Raw genomic sequence first — 19,737 nt, 5'->3', positions numbered from 1 at the left:
CGCAGCTGATCAGGGATTCGGCGCAAATGGTGGAACAAGCGGGCCGCTCGCTTCGCTTCCATGCCGGCAATCATGCCGCGTGAGGAGCTCTTACCCATGCAGGGAAACATCGTATCCGCCGTCTTCGACAGCCAGAGCGAAGCGGAGCGCGCGATCGCGCAACTGCGCTCCGCCGGAATCAGCGACTCGGCCATTTCGGTCGTCGGCCGCCACGATGGCGAGACCACGGAGACGACCGGCAGCGGCGACCGCGTCGGTGACGGGCACAGCGACGAGCCGACCAGCTTCATCGCCAAGGCCGCGGCCGGTTCGGGCATCGGCGCCCTGCTCGGCGTCGCCGCCCTGGCCATTCCGGGGGTCGGTCCGCTCGCCGCCGCTGGTGCGATTGCCGCTTCGGCCATCCCGGGCGCAGCCCTGACCGGTACCGCCATTGGCGCGGCCGCCGGCGGCCTGAGCGACGTGTTCACCGGCCATGGCGTCAGCAACGAGGACGCGAGCTACTACAGCGACCGCGTCAACCAGGGTGGCATTTTCGTCTCGGTCGATCCTAGCCAGTCCAGCGTCTCACGCGATCAGCTGCAGGACATCCTCTACCAGGCGGGCGGGCACAATTCGAGCCGGCAGCGCTCGGCCTCGACCACCTACTAGGTCCAGCCACCAGGACGCGGCGGCCGGAGCGATCTGGCCGCCGTTTCCTTGTTCAACGCCGAGCGGTCGGAGCCAGTCGAAGCAGCCGTCCGCTCTCCCCGTCCTCCAGCAGGTAGATGGCTCCTCCGGGTCCCTGCCCGACCCAGCGGATGCGCGCACCCATGTCCCATCGGTCGGCGTTGGCCGCGCGTTCACCATCAAACGTCACCCGGACCAGCGCCTGGCCTGACAACGCTCCGATGAACCCACTGCCCTTCCATTGTGGAAACAGGTCGCCGGAATAGATCAGCAGGCTCGACGGCGAGATCACCGGATCCCAGAACAACTTCGGTGCTTCAAGGTCCGGCCGTGTCGAGTGCGCCGGTATCGGCACGCCATTATAATTTCGCCCGTTCGAGACCAGCGGCCACCCGTAGTTCCGGCCCGGCTTGATCAGGTTCAGCTCGTCGCCGCCGCGTGGCCCCATTTCTGTTTCCCACAGACGCCCCTGCGCATCAAACGCGAGGCCATATGGATTGCGGTGACCGCTGCTCCATGTTGCGGCCGGCGTCAGGTTCGGTCCAGGCAAGCTGACGCGGCGGCCCGGCATATCCCGGGCTGCACGCGTATCCTCGGGCGGGTCAGTCACCGTGACGGTCCGCTCGCCCTGACGGTTGCCCAGTGGATTACCGGCTGCGGGCTTGCCGTCCAGCGTCAGGTGTAAGATCTTGCCCAGTGGCTGATTCAGATCCTGCGCCGGGGTGAACCGCTGTCGCTCGCCCGAGGTCAGGAACAGCGACCGGCCGTCCGGCGCGAAGGCGATGATCGCCCCGAACTGCCCGCCCCGGCCGCCGGCCGGATCGCGCCAGATCACCTGGGAGCGGTCGAGCCGGGTTCCGGCGCGGTCCTGCACCAGCACTGCGCGCGCCAACGCCAGCCCGCTACCGCCCTTCGCCGATGGCTCGGCGTAAGTCAGGTAGACCAGCCGGTCGTCAGGGAAGGTGGGCGACAACTTGATGTCGAGCAAACCGCCCTGCCCGCCGGAGGCCACCGTTGGAACGCCGGCCACCGCCGACGTGCCGCCGCCGGACCGCCAGAGCTTCACGCGGCCTGGCTTCTCGGTCACCAGCGCACTTCCGTCCGGCAGGAAGGCCAGCGCCCATGGCGACTGGAAGGTCGCCAGCGGGGTCACCTGGAACGGCCTGCCCGAAGGTCCGGGCTGCTCCTGCTCCGCAACCGTCGCATTCTCGCCGCTCGCGCTTGAGGAGCCAACCGAGCAGGCACCAATCAGCACGGCAAGAGTTGCAGCTTGCAATCGAATGAAACTCACCCGCTCACTCCTCTCTGTCGCGCAAGCGCAGGTTCAGTAAGAAAGCCGCCAGCTTGCGCCCTGTTCCCCTGTTAAGCCTCGCTACTGCCGCCCCGCCGCACCGGATTGCCCAGGACGAGGCCAAGGCGCTCAGCCGCGACCTGTTTTCCGGACGCAAGGCGCTGTTCGACCGCCTGCAGGGGGTGTTCGACAATGCCGGCATCGACCAGCGCAACATCGTCGCGCCCGCCAGCTGGTACGGCGAGGACCATGGCTGGCAGTCGCGCAATGCACTGTATCTCGACTCAGCCGAAGCGCTGTTCGCCGAGGCCGCGGCCAAGGCAATCGACGCCGCCGGCCTGCAGCCTGGTGACATCGACGGCGTGGTCACCGCTTCTACCACGGGCATCGCCACTCCCAGCCTAGACGCCCGGGTCGGACCCGGCCTGGGGCTGCGCAGCAACGTCCGCCGCGTGCCGCTATTTGGACTAGGCTGCGCAGGCGGCGTGTCAGGCCTCGCCACGGCCGCAGGCCTCGCCAGCGCCGACCCGGGCAGTCGCTGGTTGTTCGTTACGGTGGAGACCTGCTCCATCTCCATCCGCCTTGACACCGATGACCCCGCCGCGCTGGTCGCGACCGCCCTGTTCGGCGACGGCGCTGCGGCCTGCGTCGTCGGTGGCGCCGGCGAGCCTGGCATCGCCACCATCCGCGACAGCGCCGAACAGCAATGGCCGGACACGCTCGGCATCATGGGTTGGCGGGTCGAGGATCCTGGCCTGGCCGTCGTGTTCGACCGCGCAATTCCGCCGTTCGTTACCGCGGAGCTGGCGGCAGCGATCGAGACCATGCTTGCCAAATTCGAGGTAGAGCGCGGCCACATCGACCGCCTCTGCTCGCACCCCGGCGGCGCCAAGGTGATCGAGGCAATCGAAACCGCGCTGGAGCTTGCCCCGGGCACCCTCGACCTTGAACGGCAGGTGCTGCGCGAGCACGGCAACATGAGCGCACCTACTGTCCTGTTCGTGCTGGAAGCGCTGCTTGCCCGGGGCCTTCCGCCCCGGACCCTGCTGACCGCCTTCGGCCCCGGCTTCACCTGCGCCGGCCTGTTGCTGGACCGCGCCGCCTGATGTGGCCGTCGATCGCCATACTAGCCTTTGTGACCCTGCAGCGCCTCGCCGAGCTGGTCCTCGCCCGGCAGAACACCGCCCGCTTACTGGCGCTTGGCGCGCGCGAACATGCCCCCGGCCATTACCCGCTGATCGTCGCGGTCCACACGCTCTGGCTCGCCGCCCTGTGGTGGCTCGCGCCTGGCCGGCCCATCCACTGGCCCTTGCTCCTGGTCTTCGTGCTGCTTCAGCTCGGCCGCGTCTGGGTGCTGCGCACCCTTGGGCCGCGCTGGACTACCCGGATCATCATACTGCCCGGCGCACCGCTCGTCACTAATGGCCCGTTCCGTTTCGTGTCCCACCCCAACTACCTGGTGGTGATCGGCGAGATTGCGGTCCTGCCGCTGGTCTTCGGGCTCTGGCACGTGGCAGCACTGTTCACCGTCTTGAACGCACTGGTCCTCGCCATCCGCATACGGGCGGAGAACCGGGCCTTATCCGCGGTTGCTTGATCGGGCGCACTGGCCTATATCGCTGCTTCCTCCTCACATCGCTGATGCTGGCGAGGCTGCTTCGGACTTCCGAAGCGGTCCGAGGGGGCTTGAACGCCGAGGAGCCGCATGGACCTGAAGCTGCTGCACGACCTGATCGAGCCCGAGGTCAAGAGCCTCGGCTACGAACTCGTGCGCGTGGCAATGATCGGCGGCACATCTGACCCAACGCTGCAGGTGATGGCCGAGCGGCCGGACACCCGCCAGCTCGACCTCAGCGATTGCGAGACGATCTCCCGGCGACTGTCCGAGCGGCTCGACGAGCTTGAGGCCGAAGGCCGCGACCCCATTCCGGGCGGCTACCGGCTGGAAGTCAGCTCGCCCGGTATCGACCGCCCGCTGACCCGGCTCAAGGATTATGCCGACTGGGCCGGCCACGAAGCTCGTATCAACCTTGCCGAGCCGCAGGACGGCCGTAAGCAATTCTCCGGCGAACTTGCCGGCACGGATGGCGAGCAGGTCCGCATGACCGGCAAGGACGGCCGGGAGTATGTCCTGCCCTTCGTCGCCATCCATTCGGCCAAGCTGCTGCTGACCGACAAGCTCATCAACGCGACCGCGCCCTTGTCCGCACATGGGGCGGACGAGATCATCGAAGCGCCTACCGAGGGCGCGGACCAAAGTTTCACGCAAGAGGACTAAGAGAATGGCCACTGCCGCGCCCGCCGCGCCCACTGCCAACAAGGCCGAGCTGCTCGCGATCGCTGACAGCGTCGCGCGCGAGAAGCTGATTGACCGCGGCATCGTCATCGAGGCGATGGAGGACGCAATTCAGCGTGCCGCACGGGCTCGCTACGGCGCCGAGAACGACATCCGCGCCAAGCTCGACGGGGTCACCGGCGAATTGCGGCTGTGGCGCGTCGTCGAAGTCGTCGAAGAGGTCGAAGACTATTTCAAGCAGGTCGACCTCAAGGGCGCACAGAAGCTGCAGAGGGATGCAGCCGTAGGCGACTTCATCGTCGACCCCCTGCCTCCGATCGAGTTCGGGCGCATCGCCGCGCAGGCGGCCAAGCAGGTCATCTTTCAGAAGGTCCGCGATGCCGAGCGCGATCGCCAGTATGACGAGTTCAAGGACCGCGTCGGCGAGATCATCACCGGTGTCGTCAAGCGGGTCGAGTTCGGCCACGTGGTCGTGGACCTCGGCCGCGCCGAGGGCGTCATCCGCCGCGATGCGCAGATCCCGCGCGAGATGGTCCGCGTCGGCGACCGTGTCCGCTCGCTGATCCTGCGCGTCGCCCGCGAAACCCGCGGCCCCCAGATCTTCCTGTCCCGCGCCCATCCCGACTTCATGAAGAAGCTGTTCGCGCAGGAAGTGCCGGAGATCTACGACGGCATCATCGAGATCAAGGCCGCCGCCCGCGACCCGGGCAGCCGCGCCAAGATTGGTGTCATCAGCTATGACGGCTCGATCGACCCGGTCGGCGCCTGCGTCGGCATGAAGGGCAGCCGCGTGCAGGCCGTCGTCCAGGAAATGCAGGGCGAGAAGATCGACATCATCCCTTGGAGCGAGGATACGGCGACCTTCGTCGTCAATGCGCTTCAGCCGGCGACGGTCAGCCGTGTCGTGATCGACGAGGAGGAGAGCCGGATCGAGGTGGTGGTGCCCGACGACCAGCTCAGCCTGGCGATCGGCCGCCGTGGTCAGAATGTCCGTCTGGCCTCGCAGCTGACCAATTCACAGATCGACATCCTGACCGAGGCCGACGCCAGCGAGAAGCGCCAGCGCGAGTTTGTGGAACGGTCCGAGATGTTCCAGAACGAGCTGGACGTAGACGAGACGCTGGCTCAGCTGCTGGTCGCCGAAGGTTTCACCGCCTTGGAGGAAGTCGCCTACGTCGAGTCCGACGAGATTGCGTCCATCGAAGGCCTCGACGACGAGATCGCCGGCGAGTTGCAGAGCCGTGCGTCCGAGGCGCTGGAGCGCCGCGAAGCCGCTGCCCGCGAGCAGCGCCGCTCGCTCGGCGTCGATGACGCGCTGGCCGAGTTGCCGCACCTGACCGAGCAGATGCTGGTCACGCTTGGCAAGGCGAACATCCGCACGCTCGACGATCTTGCGGACCTAGCCACCGACGAGCTGATCCAGAAGAAGCGGCCCGAACCGCGCCGCCGCGCGGAGAACGCGCCGCAACGGACTGAGGACAAGGGCGGCATTCTGGCCGAATACGGCCTGAATGAAGAGCAGGGTAACGAGATCATCATGGCTGCCCGCGCTCACTGGTTCGAGGACGAGGAGGCTCCGGCCGCCGCAACCGAGGAGGACGCGGTTGCGGGCACGGAGCAATGACGGCCTAGAAGCCCCTACGCCTGAGCGGACCTGCATTCTCTCGCGGCGCACGGCGGCGCGGGACGAGCTCATCCGACTGGTCCTCGGCCCCGACGGTCAGGTCCACCCCGACGTCCGCGCCAAAGCGCCGGGCCGGGGTGCCTGGATCGGTGTCACCCGGCCCGAGTTCGAGGGTGCGCTCGCCAAGGGCAAGCTGAAGGGCGCCCTAACGCGCGCCTTCAGGACCGGCTTGGTGGAGATCGCACCCGACTTGCCCGACCGCATCGAGCAAGAGCTCGCCCGCAGCGCGCTTGACCGGCTCGGCATGGAGGCGCGCTCTGGAACCCTCATCAATGGGGCGGACCGGGTCGAGCAGGCCGCACGGGCTGGCAAGGTGCACCTGCTGCTCCATGCGGCAGACGCGGGCGAGGATGGTAACCGCAAGCTGGACCAAGCCTGGCGGGTGGGCGGTTCGGAGGAACTGGGCTTCACGCAGGGACTCGTAATCCCGGCGGAACGCACCATCTTGAGCATGGCGCTTGGGCGCGAGAATGTGGTACATGTCGCGCTGACCGACCCTGCGGCCGCCAGGCGCGTGAGCCATGCGCTCACCCGGTGGCGCGCTTTCATTGTAGGACATGCTGGGCTAGGCCGCGGCGACATTGCCGCCGGCGCCGGTTCGGCTGACGAGTAGACGAAGGAACTTATGAGCGACCAGACCGACAAGCCGAAGCTGGGCACCCGGCCGCCGCTGGGCATCAAGCGCACGGTCGAGACTGGCAAGGTCAAGCAGAGCTTCAGCCATGGCCGCTCCAACACGGTCGTAGTTGAGGTCAAGAAGCGCCGCATCCTTGGCAAGCCGGGCGAGGCGCCTGCTGCCGCGCCCGAAGCACCCGCGCCCGTCGCCGAGGCTCCCGCCGCGGCGCCCGCTCCCGCTCGCCCGGTGCAGCCCGCAGCGGCGCCCGCGCCGCGCCGCTCACCGGCCGACGATATCGCCGCCCGCAAGGAGATGCAGGCTCGCCTGCTGCGGGAAGCGGAAGAGGCCCGCATGGCGTCGCTTGAGGAAGCGCGTCGCCGCGAGGAGCAGGCCAAGCAGAACGCAACCGAGGACGAGAAGCGCCGTGCGGAGGAGAACCGCCGGGCCGAAGAAGAAGCCGCTCGCCAGGCCGAGGAAGAGGCCAAGCGCCGCATCGCGGAGGAAGTGGCGCCTGCCGCTCAGCCCGAGCCGGCGCCAGCCGCCGCTGCCCCCGCTGCTGCGGCGCCGGTTCGTCCGGCCGGCCAGCAGTTCACGCCCATCCGCCGTCCCGAGCCAGCCGCTCCCGTACGCCGGCCCGAGCCTGCTCGTCCGGCCCGCGGCCGCGGCGACGATCGCCGCCATGCCGGCAAGCTCACGGTCACCCGTGCTCTAACGGGCGGCGATGACAGCCGCGCCCGTAGCCTCGCCGCGCTCCGTCGCGCCCGCGAGAAGGAAAAGCGGTCCCACATGTCGTCGGGCCCGCGCGAGAAGCAGGTCCGCGACGTGGTCGTGCCGGACAGCATCACGGTTGGCGAACTCGCGAACCGCATGAGCGAGAAGGCGGCTGACCTCGTGAAATCGCTGTTCAAAATGGGCATGATGGTCACGGTCAACCAGGCGATCGACCAGGACACCGCCGAGCTGCTGGTCACCGAGTTCGGCCACAACATCAAGCGTGTCAGCGAAAGCGACATCGACATCGACACCGCGGCTGACGTCGATGCGGACGCCACGCTGACGGCACGTCCGCCGGTGGTCACCATCATGGGCCACGTCGACCACGGCAAGACCTCCCTGCTGGACGCAATCCGCGGCGAGAACGTTGTGTCGGGCGAGGCTGGGGGCATTACCCAGCATATCGGCGCATATCAGGTGAAGCTGCCGAGCGGCGACCGGGTGACCTTCCTTGATACGCCGGGCCACGAGGCCTTCTCGGAGATGCGCGCTCGCGGCGCCAACGTCACGGACATCGTGGTGCTGGTGGTTGCGGCGGACGACGGCCTTCGTCCGCAGACAGTGGAAGCCATCAACCACACTAAGGCGGCCGGCGTGCCGATGATCGTGGCGATCAACAAGATCGACAAGCCTGAAGCCCGCGCCCAGCGCGTCCGCGAAGAGCTGCTCCAGCACGAGATCGTGGTTGAGGAACTGGGCGGCGACGTCCAGGATGTTGAGGTTTCCGCGCTGCAGAAGACCAATCTCGACGGCCTGCTCGAGGCGATTGCGCTTCAGGCCGAGATCCTGGAGCTCCGGGCCAACCCCGACCGCGCCGCCGAAGGCACGGTGATCGAGGCCAAGCTCGACAAGGGCCGCGGCCCGCTCGCCACCGTGCTGGTCGAGCGTGGCACCCTGCGTGTCGGCGACATTTTCGTCGTGGGCGCTGCCTCCGGCCGCGTGCGCGCCATGATCGACGACCATGGCCGTCAGGTGAAGGAAGCAGGGCCAGCGATGCCGGTCGAAGTCCTCGGCCTCGGCGCTGTTCCCTCCGCGGGCGACAAACTGACGGTGGTGGAGAATGAGGCGCGAGCTCGTGAAGTCGCCGAATACCGCCAGACCGTGCTCGACCGAAAGCGGACCACCGCCGCGCCGATGAGCCTGGAGCACATGTTCGCCAACAAGGCCTCGACCACCATCGAGTTCCCGCTGGTGGTGAAGGCCGACGTGCAGGGCTCGACGGAGGCGATCGTCAACGCGCTGAACCGCCTGTCGACGGACGAGATCAAGGTCCGGATCCTTCAGTCGGGCGTCGGTGCGATCACCGAAAGCGACGTGACCCTGGCCCAGGCCAGCGGCGCGCCGATCATCGGCTTCAACGTCCGTCCGAACGCCAACGCGCGCCAGACGGCGGAGCGCAACAAGGTGGAGTTCCGCTACTACGACGTCATCTATCACCTGACCGATTGGGTGAAGGCGGCAATGGGCGGTCAGCTCGGACCGGAGATCATCGAAACGGTGGTTGGTCGCGCCCGAGTCCAGGAAGTCTTCCCCGCCGGCAAGCGGGACAAGGCAGCCGGCCTGCTGGTGCTGGAAGGCACCATCCGCAAGGGCCTCAATGCCCGCCTCACCCGCGAGGACGTCATCGTGTCCAAGACGACCATCAGTTCGCTGCGTCGCTTCAAGGACGACGTTGCGCAGGTGGTGGCCGGTCTCGAGTGCGGCGTGCTGCTGGCCGACACCAACGATATCAAGGCCGGCGACAGCCTTGAAGTTTTCGAGGTCGAGGAGCGCGCCCGGACCCTGTGAGCTGCCGAGCGTAGGAGAAGCGGAGCTTTGCAAGCGCAGCTTACGCGAGAGACAGCGAACGGCGGACGGCCTGCGCGCAGCGACAGGACTGACGGCCCGGGAACGAGATGAGAAAACAGGAAACTCAGGAAGGTCGCTCCGTCCGCCTGCTCCGCGTCGGCGAGCAGGTGCGCCATGTGTTGAGCGAGATTCTTCAGCGCGGCGACGTGCATGACGAGACGCTGCAAAGCCATCTCGTCAGCGTCACCGAAGTGCGCATGTCCCCCGATCTGCGTCACGCCACGGTTTTCGTGAAGCCGCTGCTTGGCCAGGACGAGGCGGCGGTTCTGAAGGCTCTCCGCCAGAATACCGCCTTTCTCCAGCGCGAGGTCGCCCATCGCGTGCGCACCAAATATGCCGCCAAGCTCAAGTTCCTCGCCGACGAGAGCTTTGACGAAGGCAGCCACATCGACCGCATCCTGCGCTCCGATCACGTCGCTCAGGACCTCACGGAGGAATGATCGACCTCGCTCGGTTGGGGCGGCCGATTAGCGGGGACCGGTGCAGCGCCGAGCCATTCTCCGAAGCTTGGCGGGACGCTCTCCGCAGCGCCTGTGCCGAGGATAAGGCAATCTGGTCCATCTACTCGATGCCATTCGATCCCGAGCATTTCGACGCCAGCATCGACAAGCTTGCCAGCGGGCCGCTCAATCGCACCTTTGTCCTGTTCGACGGGGACGAGCTCGCCGGCATGTCGAGCTTCCTTGGCATCGACGAAGCACGTCAGGTGCTGGAGATCGGCGGCACTTACTACCGCCCGCACGTGCGCGGCACCGGATTTAACCGGCGCATCAAGGACATGATGCTTACCCACGCCTTCGACTGCGGCATCCGACGTGTCGAATTCCGCGTCGACCTCCGCAACGGGCGAAGCCAGGCCGCTATGAAGAAGCTTGGCGCTGTCCGCGAAGGCCTGCTCCGCGCCGACCGCATCACTTGGACCGGCCACGTCCGCGACACGGTGCTGTTCGCCATTCTCAAGGATGAATGGCCGGTCTAACCGACACTCATGGCCAAGTTATACTTCTATTACGCAGCGATGAACGCGGGCAAGTCGACGACCCTGCTCCAGGCCGACTTCAACTACCGCGAACGGGGCATGCACACGATGCTGTGGACCGCTGCGCATGATGATCGCGCCGGCACCGGCCGCATCGCCTCGCGCTTGGACATCGGCGCGGAGGCCCACGCCTATCATCCCGACACCGACCTGTTCGCCGCCCTCGGCGAGGAGATGGCGAAAGGCCCACTCCATTGCGTGCTGGTCGATGAGGCCCAGTTCCTCACGCTCAACCAGGTGCTCCAGCTCTGCCGACTGGCGGACGAGCGCAACCTCCCAGTCCTCTGCTATGGCCTGCGTACCGACTTCGTTGGTGCGCTGTTTCCCGGCAGCGCCGCCCTGCTGGCCCTCGCCGACGCGCTCGTCGAACTAAAAGCCGTATGCGAATGCGGCCGCAAGGCGACGATGAACCTTCGGGTCGACGAACAAGGCCGGGCGGTGGTCAGCGGCGAGCAAACTGAGATTGGCGGCAACGACCGGTATGTCGCCATGTGCCGCCGCCACTTCTTCGAACGGCTCCGCGGGGCTTCGGCCTAGCTTCGCTCCAGCAGTTCGCGCACCGCGCGCACCGCAGTCTCGATCGGGTTCTCTACGCGCCCCCTTCGCGGCGCGTCGACGGTGCCAACTAGGCCGTCCCGCTCCAGCCGTTCCCAGAAGCGGCGGAGATCGCGATGGCCCTCCCCGCTCCGCTCGCCCAACCGCCGGCGGCCGGCCGCGGTCAGTTCCACCGGCACCATGCCCACCGGCTTGCCAGCAAGGACTGCTTCCGACAGCATCGAAACGCTGTCCGCTGTGACGAAGCATTCGTCCGCATCAGCCAACAGCACGGCAAAGCGCGGCCGGGGGCCTGCGACCAACCGGCATCGCGGATGCTCCGTGCACAGGCTCCGCAGCGCGTGTCTCAGGTCCGGGCTGGTCCGGGCGCTGGTGACGATCGTCAGGCAGCCCTGCCCCGCGCGCTCGATCAGCCGGCGAGCAGCCTTGCTCACCACCTCTTTCGACAGCCTCCAGTTGCGTGTCTCACCGCCAATTGCGAGGAGCAGGTGTGGTGGGTCGCAGGCCTGCAGCCAAGCGGCTTCGTCCGGTTCGGCCACCGCGAGCTCCTGATAAGGGCTTAGCGCCAGCGGCAGCTGGACGACGTTCGGGGCTTCAGGCACCCGGTACTGCGGCGTCGTCAGCACCAGATCGAACAACGCCGGATCATGCCGCGGGTCGCCGAGCCGCACGATTTTCGTGTGTCCGCCACTTTGTTGCTTGAGCCACCGCGCTACCGGTACGCTGCGGCGGCCGATGCCCACCACCAAGTCGGGCCACGGCGGCCGCAGCAATTGCCGGCTGTCCGCCGTTACGGCCGCCAGGCTGGTGCCCAGCAGTCGCGGCCCGAGCTTGCGCAGCAGGTTGTAGCGCAACTCCACCCGCTCAAATGGCACGCCAAGGGCGCGAGCCAGCGCCAGCACCTGATTGTTGTCGCCCGTGTGCGCACCCAGCAAGGCCCAGACGCGCGGCTTCGGGCTCACGCCGACCGCCTCCGCACCCGCCGGTACTCAGAGCGCAATTGTAGCACCAGCATAAGGGTCATGGCCGCGTAGGCGATAACGAACGCCGCCGCGGCGCCCAGCACGCCGAACCGCCAGCACAAGGGCGCAACCAGCACGAAGTAAAGGCCGGTGCCGACGATCCGCGACTTGAGCGGCGCGTCCGGCCGGTCGAGCGCATACAGCATGGAGGGCATCGGAAAGCTCATGGCGCCGATCAGCGGCACAATCATCAGCACCAGCAGGATCGGATAAGCGCCCGCGAACGCCTTGCCGAACAGGAGCGTGACGAGCGGCTGGCCGCCCAGCGCCAGGATCAGCAACAATACGGACGCGGCCAGCCCCGCCAGCACCGCGCTGCGGATCATCAGCCGCCACGGATGCTTGCTGGCCACGTCCAGCCGCACGATCTCCGGGTAGAATGCCTTTCCCAGAAAGTCGGCCGGCTTCTGCGCGCTGTCGGCCAGGCTTGAGGCGATGCGGAACAGCGCTGCCGCGCTCGGGTTCAGCAAGCCGCCGACGACCAGCTGCGCCATCGGCCCCCAGGCGGTAGACAGGCTGGACGTCAGGTTGACATGAATGGCGAAGCGCCATGCGCCCGGCAGGATCGTCGGCCGCAACGTGGGCCGGATACCTGGCAGCAGCTCGCGGCGCCGCAACTCGCGCCACGCCAGGAACCACAGGTACAGGTCGCCGCCGAGGTCGGTCACATACCAGATCGCCACGAAAGCCGGGAAGGGCAGGCCCGCCGCCCAGGCAACGCCTGCCAGGATCGCCCGGGCTATCGGGTAAGTCGTTCCCTGCCAGCTGATCAGGTCGAACCGGTCCAGCGAGCGCAGCACCCCGATCGGCGTCGCTGCGCCCATGGTCGGCAGCAGCGTGCAGTAGAGCATCGCGAGGCTGACGTTGTCGCCCTCGATCCCGAACCAGTGGCCGACCAGCGGCAGCAGGGCGATCGCCAGGATCATGCCGACCACCCCGCTCAAGAGATCGAGCGCGAAGGCGAAACCAGTCGATGCCTTGAACTCGTCCGCGCGCCCGTCCGACAGGATCTGCCCGCCGTAACGAATGATCAGTTGCCACGACTGGAACTTGGTAAATCCGCTGGCCGCCTTGGCGTAGCTGTTCAGAAGGATCAGCACGCCGAGGCCAGCCACACCCAGACCTCGCCCGGCGAACGCGAGGCTGGCCAGCCCGGCCACACCGGCGACCGCCTTCGACGCTGTCAGCAGGCTGCTGTTCTTCAGCACCGAGCGGAAGCTGCTGTCCTTGAACCAATGCTTCATGTGGGGTGCGGGCAGCCAGAAAAGGGAAGTTGCCGGCTAGCATGGGCGGGCTGCCCCTGCAAAAAGCGGGCGGATGCTCTTGCCGCTGCCCCCATTCTGCCCGCTGAGCCGCGAATGAGCGGCGGCCTGCTCCACGGCTGGCTGATAATCGACAAGCCGGTCGGCCTTGGCTCCACGCCGGTGGTCAGCGCCGTCAAGCGCGCGATCCGCGAAGCAGGCCTGCCGAAGCACAAGGTTGGCCACGGCGGCACGCTGGATCCGCTCGCCAGTGGAGTCCTGCCGATCGCACTAAGCGAAGCGACCAAGCTTGCCGGCCGCATGCTGGACGCCACCAAGGCTTACGATTTCACGATCCGCTTCGGCGCGGAAACCAGCACACTCGATGCAGAAGGCGAGGTGGTCGCGACAAGCGACCTCCGTCCCGGCCTCGCGGAAGTTCAAGCCGTCCTGTCCCGCTTCACCGGCCTGATCGAACAGGTCCCACCGGCCTATTCCGCGCTCAAGGTCGACGGAAAGCGCGCCTACGACCTTGCCCGCGCTGGGCAGGAAGTGGCGTTGAAGAGCCGACAGGTGACTATCTTCGACCTCACCATCCTCGCTGCGAGCACTGAGGAGGTCACCCTCTCCGCCACCGTGTCCAAGGGCACCTACATCCGCTCGCTGGCGCGCGACATCGCTTACGCCCTCGGGACCGTCGGCCACGTCGCCATGCTGCGCCGAACCAAGGCCGGTCCATTCACCCTCGATCAGGCGATATCGCTGGACTTCCTGGCCGAAATCGCTAAGGCGCGGCGGCTTGACGGGGCGGTACTCCCGCTCGTCGCGGGGCTGGACGACATCCCGGCCCTCCCCGTCTCACCCGACCAGGCTGCGCTGCTCCGACAGGGGCGTCAGTTGAGCGGGGTCCCCGCCAGTTCGGGGCTGAACCTCGCCACCGACGCTGGCCGTCCGGTGGCGCTGGTCGAGGCCTCGGACGACGTCCTCCGGGTCGTGCGCGGGTTCAACCTGTAGACAGATACGAAGGAGTAAGTCGATGTCGATCACTGCGGAGCGCAAGCAGACGCTGATCAAGGATTATGGCCGGGACAGCAACGACACGGGTTCGCCCGAGGTCCAGATCGCGATCCTCACGGACCGCATCAACACGCTGACCGAGCACTTCAAGACCCACGCCAAGGATAATCACAGCCGGCGCGGGCTCCTCATGATGGTGAACAAGCGGCGTTCGCTGCTTGATTACCTCAAGCGCGAGGATGCGCAGCGCTACACCGACCTCATCGGTCGGCTCGGCCTCCGCAAGTAACATCAAAGGGCGCCCATCGCGGCGCCCTTTGTCTATCCGGACAGTCCCGCAATTCGGCGGGGCGTTCATGGGTCCCATGAAAGTAGTACTTTCACGGGTACCCACATGGGGTCCGTCAACGAACGCCCCGACCGACCGCGAGCCGGCTAGCTCGCAAATTGCTGCCCCCGCTCGCATCTGGCGGCGGGGTGAAGGGACTAGAATGTTCAATATCCACACTGCTGAAGTCGAGATCGGTGGCAAGACGCTGAAGCTCGAGACCGGGCGCATTGCCCGCCAGGCCGATGGCGCGGTGCTCGCGACCATGGGCGAAACCGTAGTGCTGTGCGCCGTTACCGCCGCCAAGAGCGTCAAGCCGGGCCAGGACTTCTTCCCGCTGACCGTCCACTACCAGGAAAAGTTCTCCGCCGCGGGCCGCATCCCCGGCGGCTTCTTCAAGCGTGAGCGCGGCGCGACCGAAAAGGAAACGCTGACCAGCCGCCTGATCGATCGCCCGATCCGCCCGCTGTTCCCGGAAGGCTTCTACAACGAAGTCCTCGTGATCGCGCAGGTCCTCTCCTACGACGGCGAGAACGAGCCAGACATCGTCGCCATGTGCGCCGCGTCGGCCGCCCTCACCATCTCCGGCGTGCCCTTCATGGGCCCGATCGGCGCCGCCCGCGTCGGCTTCATCGACGGCGAGTACGTCCTGAACCCGTCGCCGGAGCAGACCAAGGAGAGCAAGCTCGATCTGGTCGTCGCCGCCACCCCGAACGCGGTGATGATGGTCGAATCCGAAGCGCAGGAGTTGTCCGAGGAGGAGATGCTCGGCGCCGTCGTGTTCGCTCACGAGGCCAGCCGCAAGGTCTGCGACGCGATCATCGACCTGGCGGAAAAGGCCGCCAAGGACCCGTGGGAGCTCGAGCAGGGTCTCGACAAGTCCGCCATCAAGGCGCGCCTGAAGGATGCCATCGGCGCCGACATCGAGGCTGCCTACCGCGTCACCGGCAAGTCCGAGCGTTCCGAACTGCTCAACGCCGCCCGCGCCAAGGCCAAGGAAGCTTTTGCCGACGCCGACCCGCAGGAGCAGCTGATCGCGCAGAAGCAGGTCAAGGTGCTTGAGGCCGACATCGTCCGCGGCGCCATCCTCAAGGAAGGCCGCCGCATCGACGGCCGCGACACCAAGACCGTGCGTCCGATCGAGAGCATGGTTGGCTTCCTGCCGCGCACCCACGGCTCGGCGCTGTTCACCCGCGGCGAGACCCAGGCGATCGTCACCACCACGCTCGGCACCAAGGACGCCGAGCAGATGATCGACGGCCTGGAGGGCCTCTCCTACCAGCGCTTCATGCTGCACTATAACTTCCCGCCCTATTCGGTCGGTGAAGTGGGCCGCTTCGGTGCGCCGGGCCGCCGCGAAGTCGGCCACGGGAAGCTCGCCTGGCGCGCGCTGCACCCGATGCTGCCGAGCGTGGAGGAGTTCCCCTACACCATCCGCGTCCTGTCCGACATCACGGAGAGCAACGGCTCCTCGTCGATGGCGACGGTGTGCGGCGGCAGCCTCGCCATGATGGACGCGGGCGTTCCGCTGAAGCGTCCGGTGGCGGGTATCGCCATGGGCCTGATCCTGGAAGGCCAGGATTTTGCGGTGATCAGCGACATCCTGGGCGACGAGGACCACCTCGGCGACATGGACTTCAAGGTGGCCGGCACCGACCAGGGCATCACCAGCCTGCAGATGGACATCAAGGTCGCCGGCATCACCGAGGAGATCATGAAGGTCGCCCTGGGCCAGGCCAAGGAAGGCCGCGCGCACATCCTGGGTGAGATGGCCAAGGCGCTCGACAGCACGCGTGGTGAGCTCTCCGCTCACGCGCCCCGCATCGAGACCATGTCGGTTCCGAAGGACAAGATCCGGGAGATCATCGGCACCGGCGGCAAGGTGATCCGCGAGATCGTCGCCACCACCGGCGCCAAGGTCGACATCGACGACGAGGGCGTGATCAAGATCAGCTCGTCCGACGTCAACCAGATCGAGGCCGCCCGCCAATGGATCCGCGGCATCGTCGCGGAGCCGGAGCCCGGCACCATCTACACCGGCAAGGTCGCCAGCATCGTCGACTTCGGCGCGTTCGTGACCTTCATGCCCGGCAAGGACGGGCTGGTGCACGTGTCGGAGATCAAGAACGAGCGGGTCGAGAACGTCCGCGACGTCCTGTCGGAAGGCCAGGAGGTCAAGGTCAAGCTGCTCGAGGTAGACAGCCGCGGCAAGGTCCGCCTGTCCATGCGGGTCGTGGACCAGGAAACCGGCGCCGAGTTGGAGGACACTCGTCCCCCGCGCGAACCGCGTGAGGGCGGCGACCGTGGTCCGCGTGGCGACCGAGGCGATCGCGGCGACCGTCGCCGTGGCGGCGGCGACCGCGACCGTGGTCCCCGTCGGGACGGCGGCGACCGTGGTCCGCGCGGCGAAGGACGTGGCGACCGCGGCCCGCGCCGTGACCGCGACGGCAATCGCGACGACGGCCCCGCGCCCGAGTTCGCGCCTGCCTTCCTGACCGGTGGCCGGAACGACAACGACGGCGAGTAAATGGATCAAGGCAGTCGCAGCGGCTGCCTGATCTTCAGTTAGAACAGAGAGGGCTTCTCCGGCTCGGGGGAGCCCTCTTTCGTTTGGATCAACCACGCGGTGCTTGGGTCGGCGACGCAGTGGCAAGTAGTTAACGTAAGTTGATGTGCCAAAGCGACACAGTGGAAAGTAACCAGAATTAGGGGGTTACTAGCCATTATCGTCAGCCTTGAAGGCGGTAACGGCATCGACACGATCGATGCTCAGACCCTGTTTGCAAGCTCCGGCCTGACCCTGAGCCAGATCGACCGCTACGATATCACTGCCGGCAACGGTGCCGACACGGTGAACGGCTCCAGCTACGACGAAGTCATCTGGGGTGACAGCAAGAACAACACGGACACATCGTCTAACGGCGCCGATATCCTCAACGGCGGCGGCGGCAATGGTGCCGACATCATCGCCGGCGACGAGGGCGCCGACACACTCTACGGTGACCGTGGCGGCGACAAGTTCGTGTACAACTGGCACCACGGCGACGCCAATGGTGACTCTGCCGCAGTCAATGGTGCTTGGTCTGCCCTGAGCGGCGACTGGATCAAGGACTTCAACTCGGTCGAGGGCGACAAGCTCGACCTGTCCGGCTTCAACGGCCACCTTACCGGCGCGAACGCGCCCTCCATGCTGCAGTGGAGCGGCAATGGCCCGAGCGCTTGGGGCGTGTGGGTCGGCGCTGGCCCGCTCGCCGGCGACAAGATCGTCTACGCCGACCTCGACGGCGACAAGATCGCTGATGTGGCCATCCGCGTCACCGGCAACATCGGCGACAAGGACATCCTGGGCACCAACCATGGTCCGGTCGCGGGCAATGATGTGAACTCCGTCCTTGAAGACGCAACCGTCACCGGCACGGTCGCCGGGAACGACAGCGATCAGGACGGCAACACCCTGACCTACTCAATCGTCGGCAACGCACCGGTCGGGCTGACCCTCAACACCAACGGCACCTACAGCTTCGACGCTGACAGCTATGATGCTCTGAAAGCTGGCGAGACCAAGGACGTGGTCGCGACCACCTACCAGGTAGCGGACGGCAAGGGCGGCGTCGCCACTGCCAACCTGACCATCATCATCACCGGAGTGAACGATGCGCCGACCGGTTCGGCGATCACGCTGGCGGACGGGACCGAGGACACCGCCAAGTCCTTCACCGTCGCCGATCTCCTGGCCGGCTGGACGGACGTCGACAAGGACGCGCTGAGCGTCAAGAACGTGACGGTCGACCATGGCACCCTGTCGTTTGACGCGGGCACCTACACCTTCCATCCGGACGCCAACTACAATGGCCCGGTGACCGTTTCCTACCAGGTCTCCGACGGCACTGCCGACGTCAGCACCACCGCCGGCTTCAACCTCGCCGCCGTGAACGATGCGCCGACCGGTTCGGCCATCACGCTGGCGGACGGGACCGAAGACACCGCCAAGTCGTTCACCGTCGCCGATCTCCTGGCCGGCTGGACGGACGTCGACAAGGACACGCTTGCGGTCACCAACGTTACCGTTGACCATGGCACCCTCGCCTACAATCCGGCGACCAGCACCTACACGTTCACCCCCGATGCCAACTACAACGGCCCGATCGTGGTGAGCTACAAGGTTAGCGACGGCACCGCGAGCGTTGACACCAAGGCCGGGTTCAGCCTCGCGGCAGTGGCCGATCCCAGTGTGTTCGGCGGCACCGCAACCGGATCGGTCACGGAAGACTCGCCGGTTATCACGGCTACTGGTGCCCTGACCGTCAGCGATCCGAACGGACCCGCCTCCTTTGTCGCCCAGAGCAATGTGAGCGGCACCTACGGGAGCTTTTCCATCAATGCGGCGGGCGCTTGGATCTACACGCTCAACAACAGCCTGCCCGCGACCAATGCTCTTAACGACGGCCAGTCGCCGGTGGAGAAATTCACCGTCACTTCGTCGGACGGCACGACCACCTTCGTCAGCGTGACCGTGATTGGTCATACGGACGTGGTCTGGACCACTCCGGCAGTCTTCACTGGCGCGGGCGACCCCAATGATTTCGATACTGCCGGCCCGGGTCCGGTCGCTCCCGGCCCCGTCATCGTCACTGACGATCCCGGTAACTCCACGATCATCGGCAGCAATGCGGCAGACATGATCATGGCGGGCAACGGCAATGACCAGGTCTACGGTTATGCCGGCAACGATGAGATCTGGGGCCAAGTCGGCGCCGACAACGCCCTGTGGGGTCAGGCCGGCGACGACAAGCTGTACGGCGGACAAGGCGCCGACACCATCTACGGCGGTTCTGGCAACGACGTCATCTATGGCTTCGAACCGCCTGCCAGCCTTGAGCCGAACAACGACGGCGGGGACCTGCTCTTTGGTGGTTCGGGCAGCGACACGATCTACGGGCAGACCGGTGCGGACGTGATCGTGGGCGGATTCGGCGCCGACCTGCTGAGCGGTGGCGGCGGCGCCGACATCTTCCGCTATCTGAGCAACAAGGACACGGGCGACACCATCACCGACTTCAGCCAGGCTCAGGGCGACAAGATCGACTTCGATGCGTTCAACTACGGTGCCAACGCTTACCTCGGCGCGGTGAGCGGCGGCGGAGCGGTCGGCGCGGGCCAGTTCGGGTGGCAGCAGGTCGGCACCAACACGCTCATTTATGCCGACACGGACGGCAAGGCGGGCGCGGATCTGGTCATCACCCTGACCGGGCACGTCAACTTGGTGGCTGCCGACTTCCTGATCTGACCAGCTACAATAAAGCGGGGCTCACTGGCACACAGCCGGTGAGCCCCGCTTGACGTACATACAGGTGTAGGAA

Annotated in this window: 17 protein-coding genes; 14 read left to right on the top strand and 3 right to left on the bottom strand. The window is 66.6% G+C overall.

The window, feature by feature from the left end; genetic code table 11:
* Nucleotides 1–96: 96 nt before the first annotated feature.
* The gene (locus tag OMW55_RS11905) at nt 97–648 is read left to right on the top strand and encodes a hypothetical protein (RefSeq protein ID WP_264883386.1); all 552 of its coding nucleotides are present in this window, start codon (nt 97–99) and stop codon (nt 646–648) included.
* Nucleotides 649–700: 52 nt separating this feature from the next.
* Here OMW55_RS11905 and OMW55_RS11900 read toward each other — a convergent pair whose 3' ends face one another.
* Complete coding sequence (locus OMW55_RS11900) at nt 701–1,957, bottom strand: PQQ-dependent sugar dehydrogenase (RefSeq protein WP_407822142.1); 1,257 nt, start codon at nt 1,955–1,957, stop codon at nt 701–703.
* Nucleotides 1,958–2,010: 53 nt separating this feature from the next.
* Between OMW55_RS11900 and OMW55_RS11895 the strand changes: the two genes are divergently transcribed.
* From OMW55_RS11895 to OMW55_RS11855, 9 genes are all read left to right on the top strand, one after another.
* Entirely contained in the window at nt 2,011–3,063 is a 1,053-nt protein-coding gene (locus OMW55_RS11895) for a type III polyketide synthase (protein WP_264883384.1), read from the top strand.
* A complete protein-coding gene (locus OMW55_RS11890; protein WP_264883383.1) occupies nt 3,063–3,554 on the top strand; it encodes an isoprenylcysteine carboxyl methyltransferase family protein in 492 nt (163 codons plus the stop codon). The genes OMW55_RS11895 and OMW55_RS11890 overlap by 1 nt, the downstream gene beginning before the upstream one ends.
* Before the next feature lie 108 nt (nt 3,555–3,662).
* On the top strand, nt 3,663–4,235 hold the full coding sequence (gene rimP / locus OMW55_RS11885) for a ribosome maturation protein RimP (protein WP_264883381.1): 573 nt from the start codon (nt 3,663–3,665) through the stop codon (nt 4,233–4,235).
* 4 nt (nt 4,236–4,239) lie between these two features.
* Entirely contained in the window at nt 4,240–5,877 is a 1,638-nt protein-coding gene (gene nusA / locus OMW55_RS11880; protein WP_264883379.1) for a transcription termination factor NusA, read from the top strand.
* Nucleotides 5,858–6,550: a DUF448 domain-containing protein gene (locus OMW55_RS11875; protein WP_264883377.1), complete on the top strand. Its 693-nt coding sequence runs from the start codon at nt 5,858–5,860 to the stop codon at nt 6,548–6,550. The genes nusA and OMW55_RS11875 overlap by 20 nt, the downstream gene beginning before the upstream one ends.
* Before the next feature lie 12 nt (nt 6,551–6,562).
* A complete protein-coding gene (gene infB / locus OMW55_RS11870) occupies nt 6,563–9,115 on the top strand; it encodes a translation initiation factor IF-2 (protein ID WP_264883375.1) in 2,553 nt (850 codons plus the stop codon).
* A gap of 107 nt (nt 9,116–9,222) precedes the next feature.
* On the top strand, nt 9,223–9,615 hold the full coding sequence (rbfA, locus tag OMW55_RS11865; RefSeq protein ID WP_264883373.1) for a 30S ribosome-binding factor RbfA: 393 nt from the start codon (nt 9,223–9,225) through the stop codon (nt 9,613–9,615).
* Nucleotides 9,612–10,154, top strand: coding sequence for a GNAT family N-acetyltransferase (locus tag OMW55_RS11860; protein WP_264883372.1), 543 nt, complete (start codon nt 9,612–9,614; stop codon nt 10,152–10,154). The genes rbfA and OMW55_RS11860 overlap by 4 nt, the downstream gene beginning before the upstream one ends.
* Before the next feature lie 9 nt (nt 10,155–10,163).
* A complete protein-coding gene (locus OMW55_RS11855) occupies nt 10,164–10,751 on the top strand; it encodes a thymidine kinase (RefSeq protein ID WP_264883370.1) in 588 nt (195 codons plus the stop codon).
* Here OMW55_RS11855 and OMW55_RS11850 read toward each other — a convergent pair.
* Nucleotides 10,748–11,731, bottom strand: a complete 984-nt coding sequence (locus OMW55_RS11850; protein WP_264883368.1) for a mitochondrial fission ELM1 family protein — start codon at nt 11,729–11,731, stop codon at nt 10,748–10,750. The two genes, OMW55_RS11855 and OMW55_RS11850, sit on opposite strands and share 4 nt — an antisense overlap.
* A complete protein-coding gene (locus OMW55_RS11845) occupies nt 11,728–13,035 on the bottom strand; it encodes a lipopolysaccharide biosynthesis protein (RefSeq protein ID WP_264883367.1) in 1,308 nt (435 codons plus the stop codon). Before OMW55_RS11845 ends, OMW55_RS11850 begins: the two co-directional genes overlap by 4 nt.
* 114 nt (nt 13,036–13,149) lie before the next feature.
* Here OMW55_RS11845 and truB point away from each other — a divergent pair, with 114 nt between their 5' ends.
* The 4 genes from truB (at nt 13,150) to OMW55_RS11825 (ending at nt 19,664) form a co-directional block, all read left to right on the top strand.
* Nucleotides 13,150–14,046 (top strand): tRNA pseudouridine(55) synthase TruB, encoded by an 897-nt coding sequence (gene truB / locus OMW55_RS11840; RefSeq protein ID WP_264883366.1) that lies wholly within the window; start codon nt 13,150–13,152, stop codon nt 14,044–14,046.
* A 22-nt stretch (nt 14,047–14,068) separates the two neighbouring features.
* Complete coding sequence (gene rpsO / locus OMW55_RS11835) at nt 14,069–14,338, top strand: 30S ribosomal protein S15 (protein WP_264883365.1); 270 nt, start codon at nt 14,069–14,071, stop codon at nt 14,336–14,338.
* Nucleotides 14,339–14,540: 202 nt separating this feature from the next.
* Complete coding sequence (pnp, locus tag OMW55_RS11830; RefSeq protein ID WP_264883364.1) at nt 14,541–16,904, top strand: polyribonucleotide nucleotidyltransferase; 2,364 nt, start codon at nt 14,541–14,543, stop codon at nt 16,902–16,904.
* Between the two features lie 324 nt (nt 16,905–17,228).
* Nucleotides 17,229–19,664, top strand: coding sequence for a cadherin-like domain-containing protein (locus OMW55_RS11825; protein WP_264883362.1), 2,436 nt, complete (start codon nt 17,229–17,231; stop codon nt 19,662–19,664).
* Nucleotides 19,665–19,737: the final 73 nt, after the last annotated feature.

It is taken from the genome of Sphingomonas arvum, assembly GCF_026013565.1.
Lineage (GTDB): Bacteria > Pseudomonadota > Alphaproteobacteria > Sphingomonadales > Sphingomonadaceae > Sphingomicrobium > Sphingomicrobium arvum.
Note: the sequence above shows the minus strand (reverse complement) of the source record. Positions and strands in the feature narration are given on the sequence as shown.

Coding starts and splice junctions, on each gene's coding strand:
- OMW55_RS11905 (WP_264883386.1), top strand. CDS start 97: ATGCAGGGAAACATCGTATCCGCCGTCTTCGACAGCCAGAGCGAAGCG.
- OMW55_RS11890 (WP_264883383.1), top strand. CDS start 3,063: ATGTGGCCGTCGATCGCCATACTAGCCTTTGTGACCCTGCAGCGCCTC.
- rimP (WP_264883381.1), top strand. CDS start 3,663: ATGGACCTGAAGCTGCTGCACGACCTGATCGAGCCCGAGGTCAAGAGC.
- nusA (WP_264883379.1), top strand. CDS start 4,240: ATGGCCACTGCCGCGCCCGCCGCGCCCACTGCCAACAAGGCCGAGCTG.
- infB (WP_264883375.1), top strand. CDS start 6,563: ATGAGCGACCAGACCGACAAGCCGAAGCTGGGCACCCGGCCGCCGCTG.
- rbfA (WP_264883373.1), top strand. CDS start 9,223: ATGAGAAAACAGGAAACTCAGGAAGGTCGCTCCGTCCGCCTGCTCCGC.
- OMW55_RS11860 (WP_264883372.1), top strand. CDS start 9,612: ATGATCGACCTCGCTCGGTTGGGGCGGCCGATTAGCGGGGACCGGTGC.
- OMW55_RS11855 (WP_264883370.1), top strand. CDS start 10,164: ATGGCCAAGTTATACTTCTATTACGCAGCGATGAACGCGGGCAAGTCG.
- OMW55_RS11845 (WP_264883367.1), bottom strand. CDS start 13,035: ATGAAGCATTGGTTCAAGGACAGCAGCTTCCGCTCGGTGCTGAAGAAC.
- truB (WP_264883366.1), top strand. CDS start 13,150: ATGAGCGGCGGCCTGCTCCACGGCTGGCTGATAATCGACAAGCCGGTC.
- rpsO (WP_264883365.1), top strand. CDS start 14,069: ATGTCGATCACTGCGGAGCGCAAGCAGACGCTGATCAAGGATTATGGC.
- pnp (WP_264883364.1), top strand. CDS start 14,541: ATGTTCAATATCCACACTGCTGAAGTCGAGATCGGTGGCAAGACGCTG.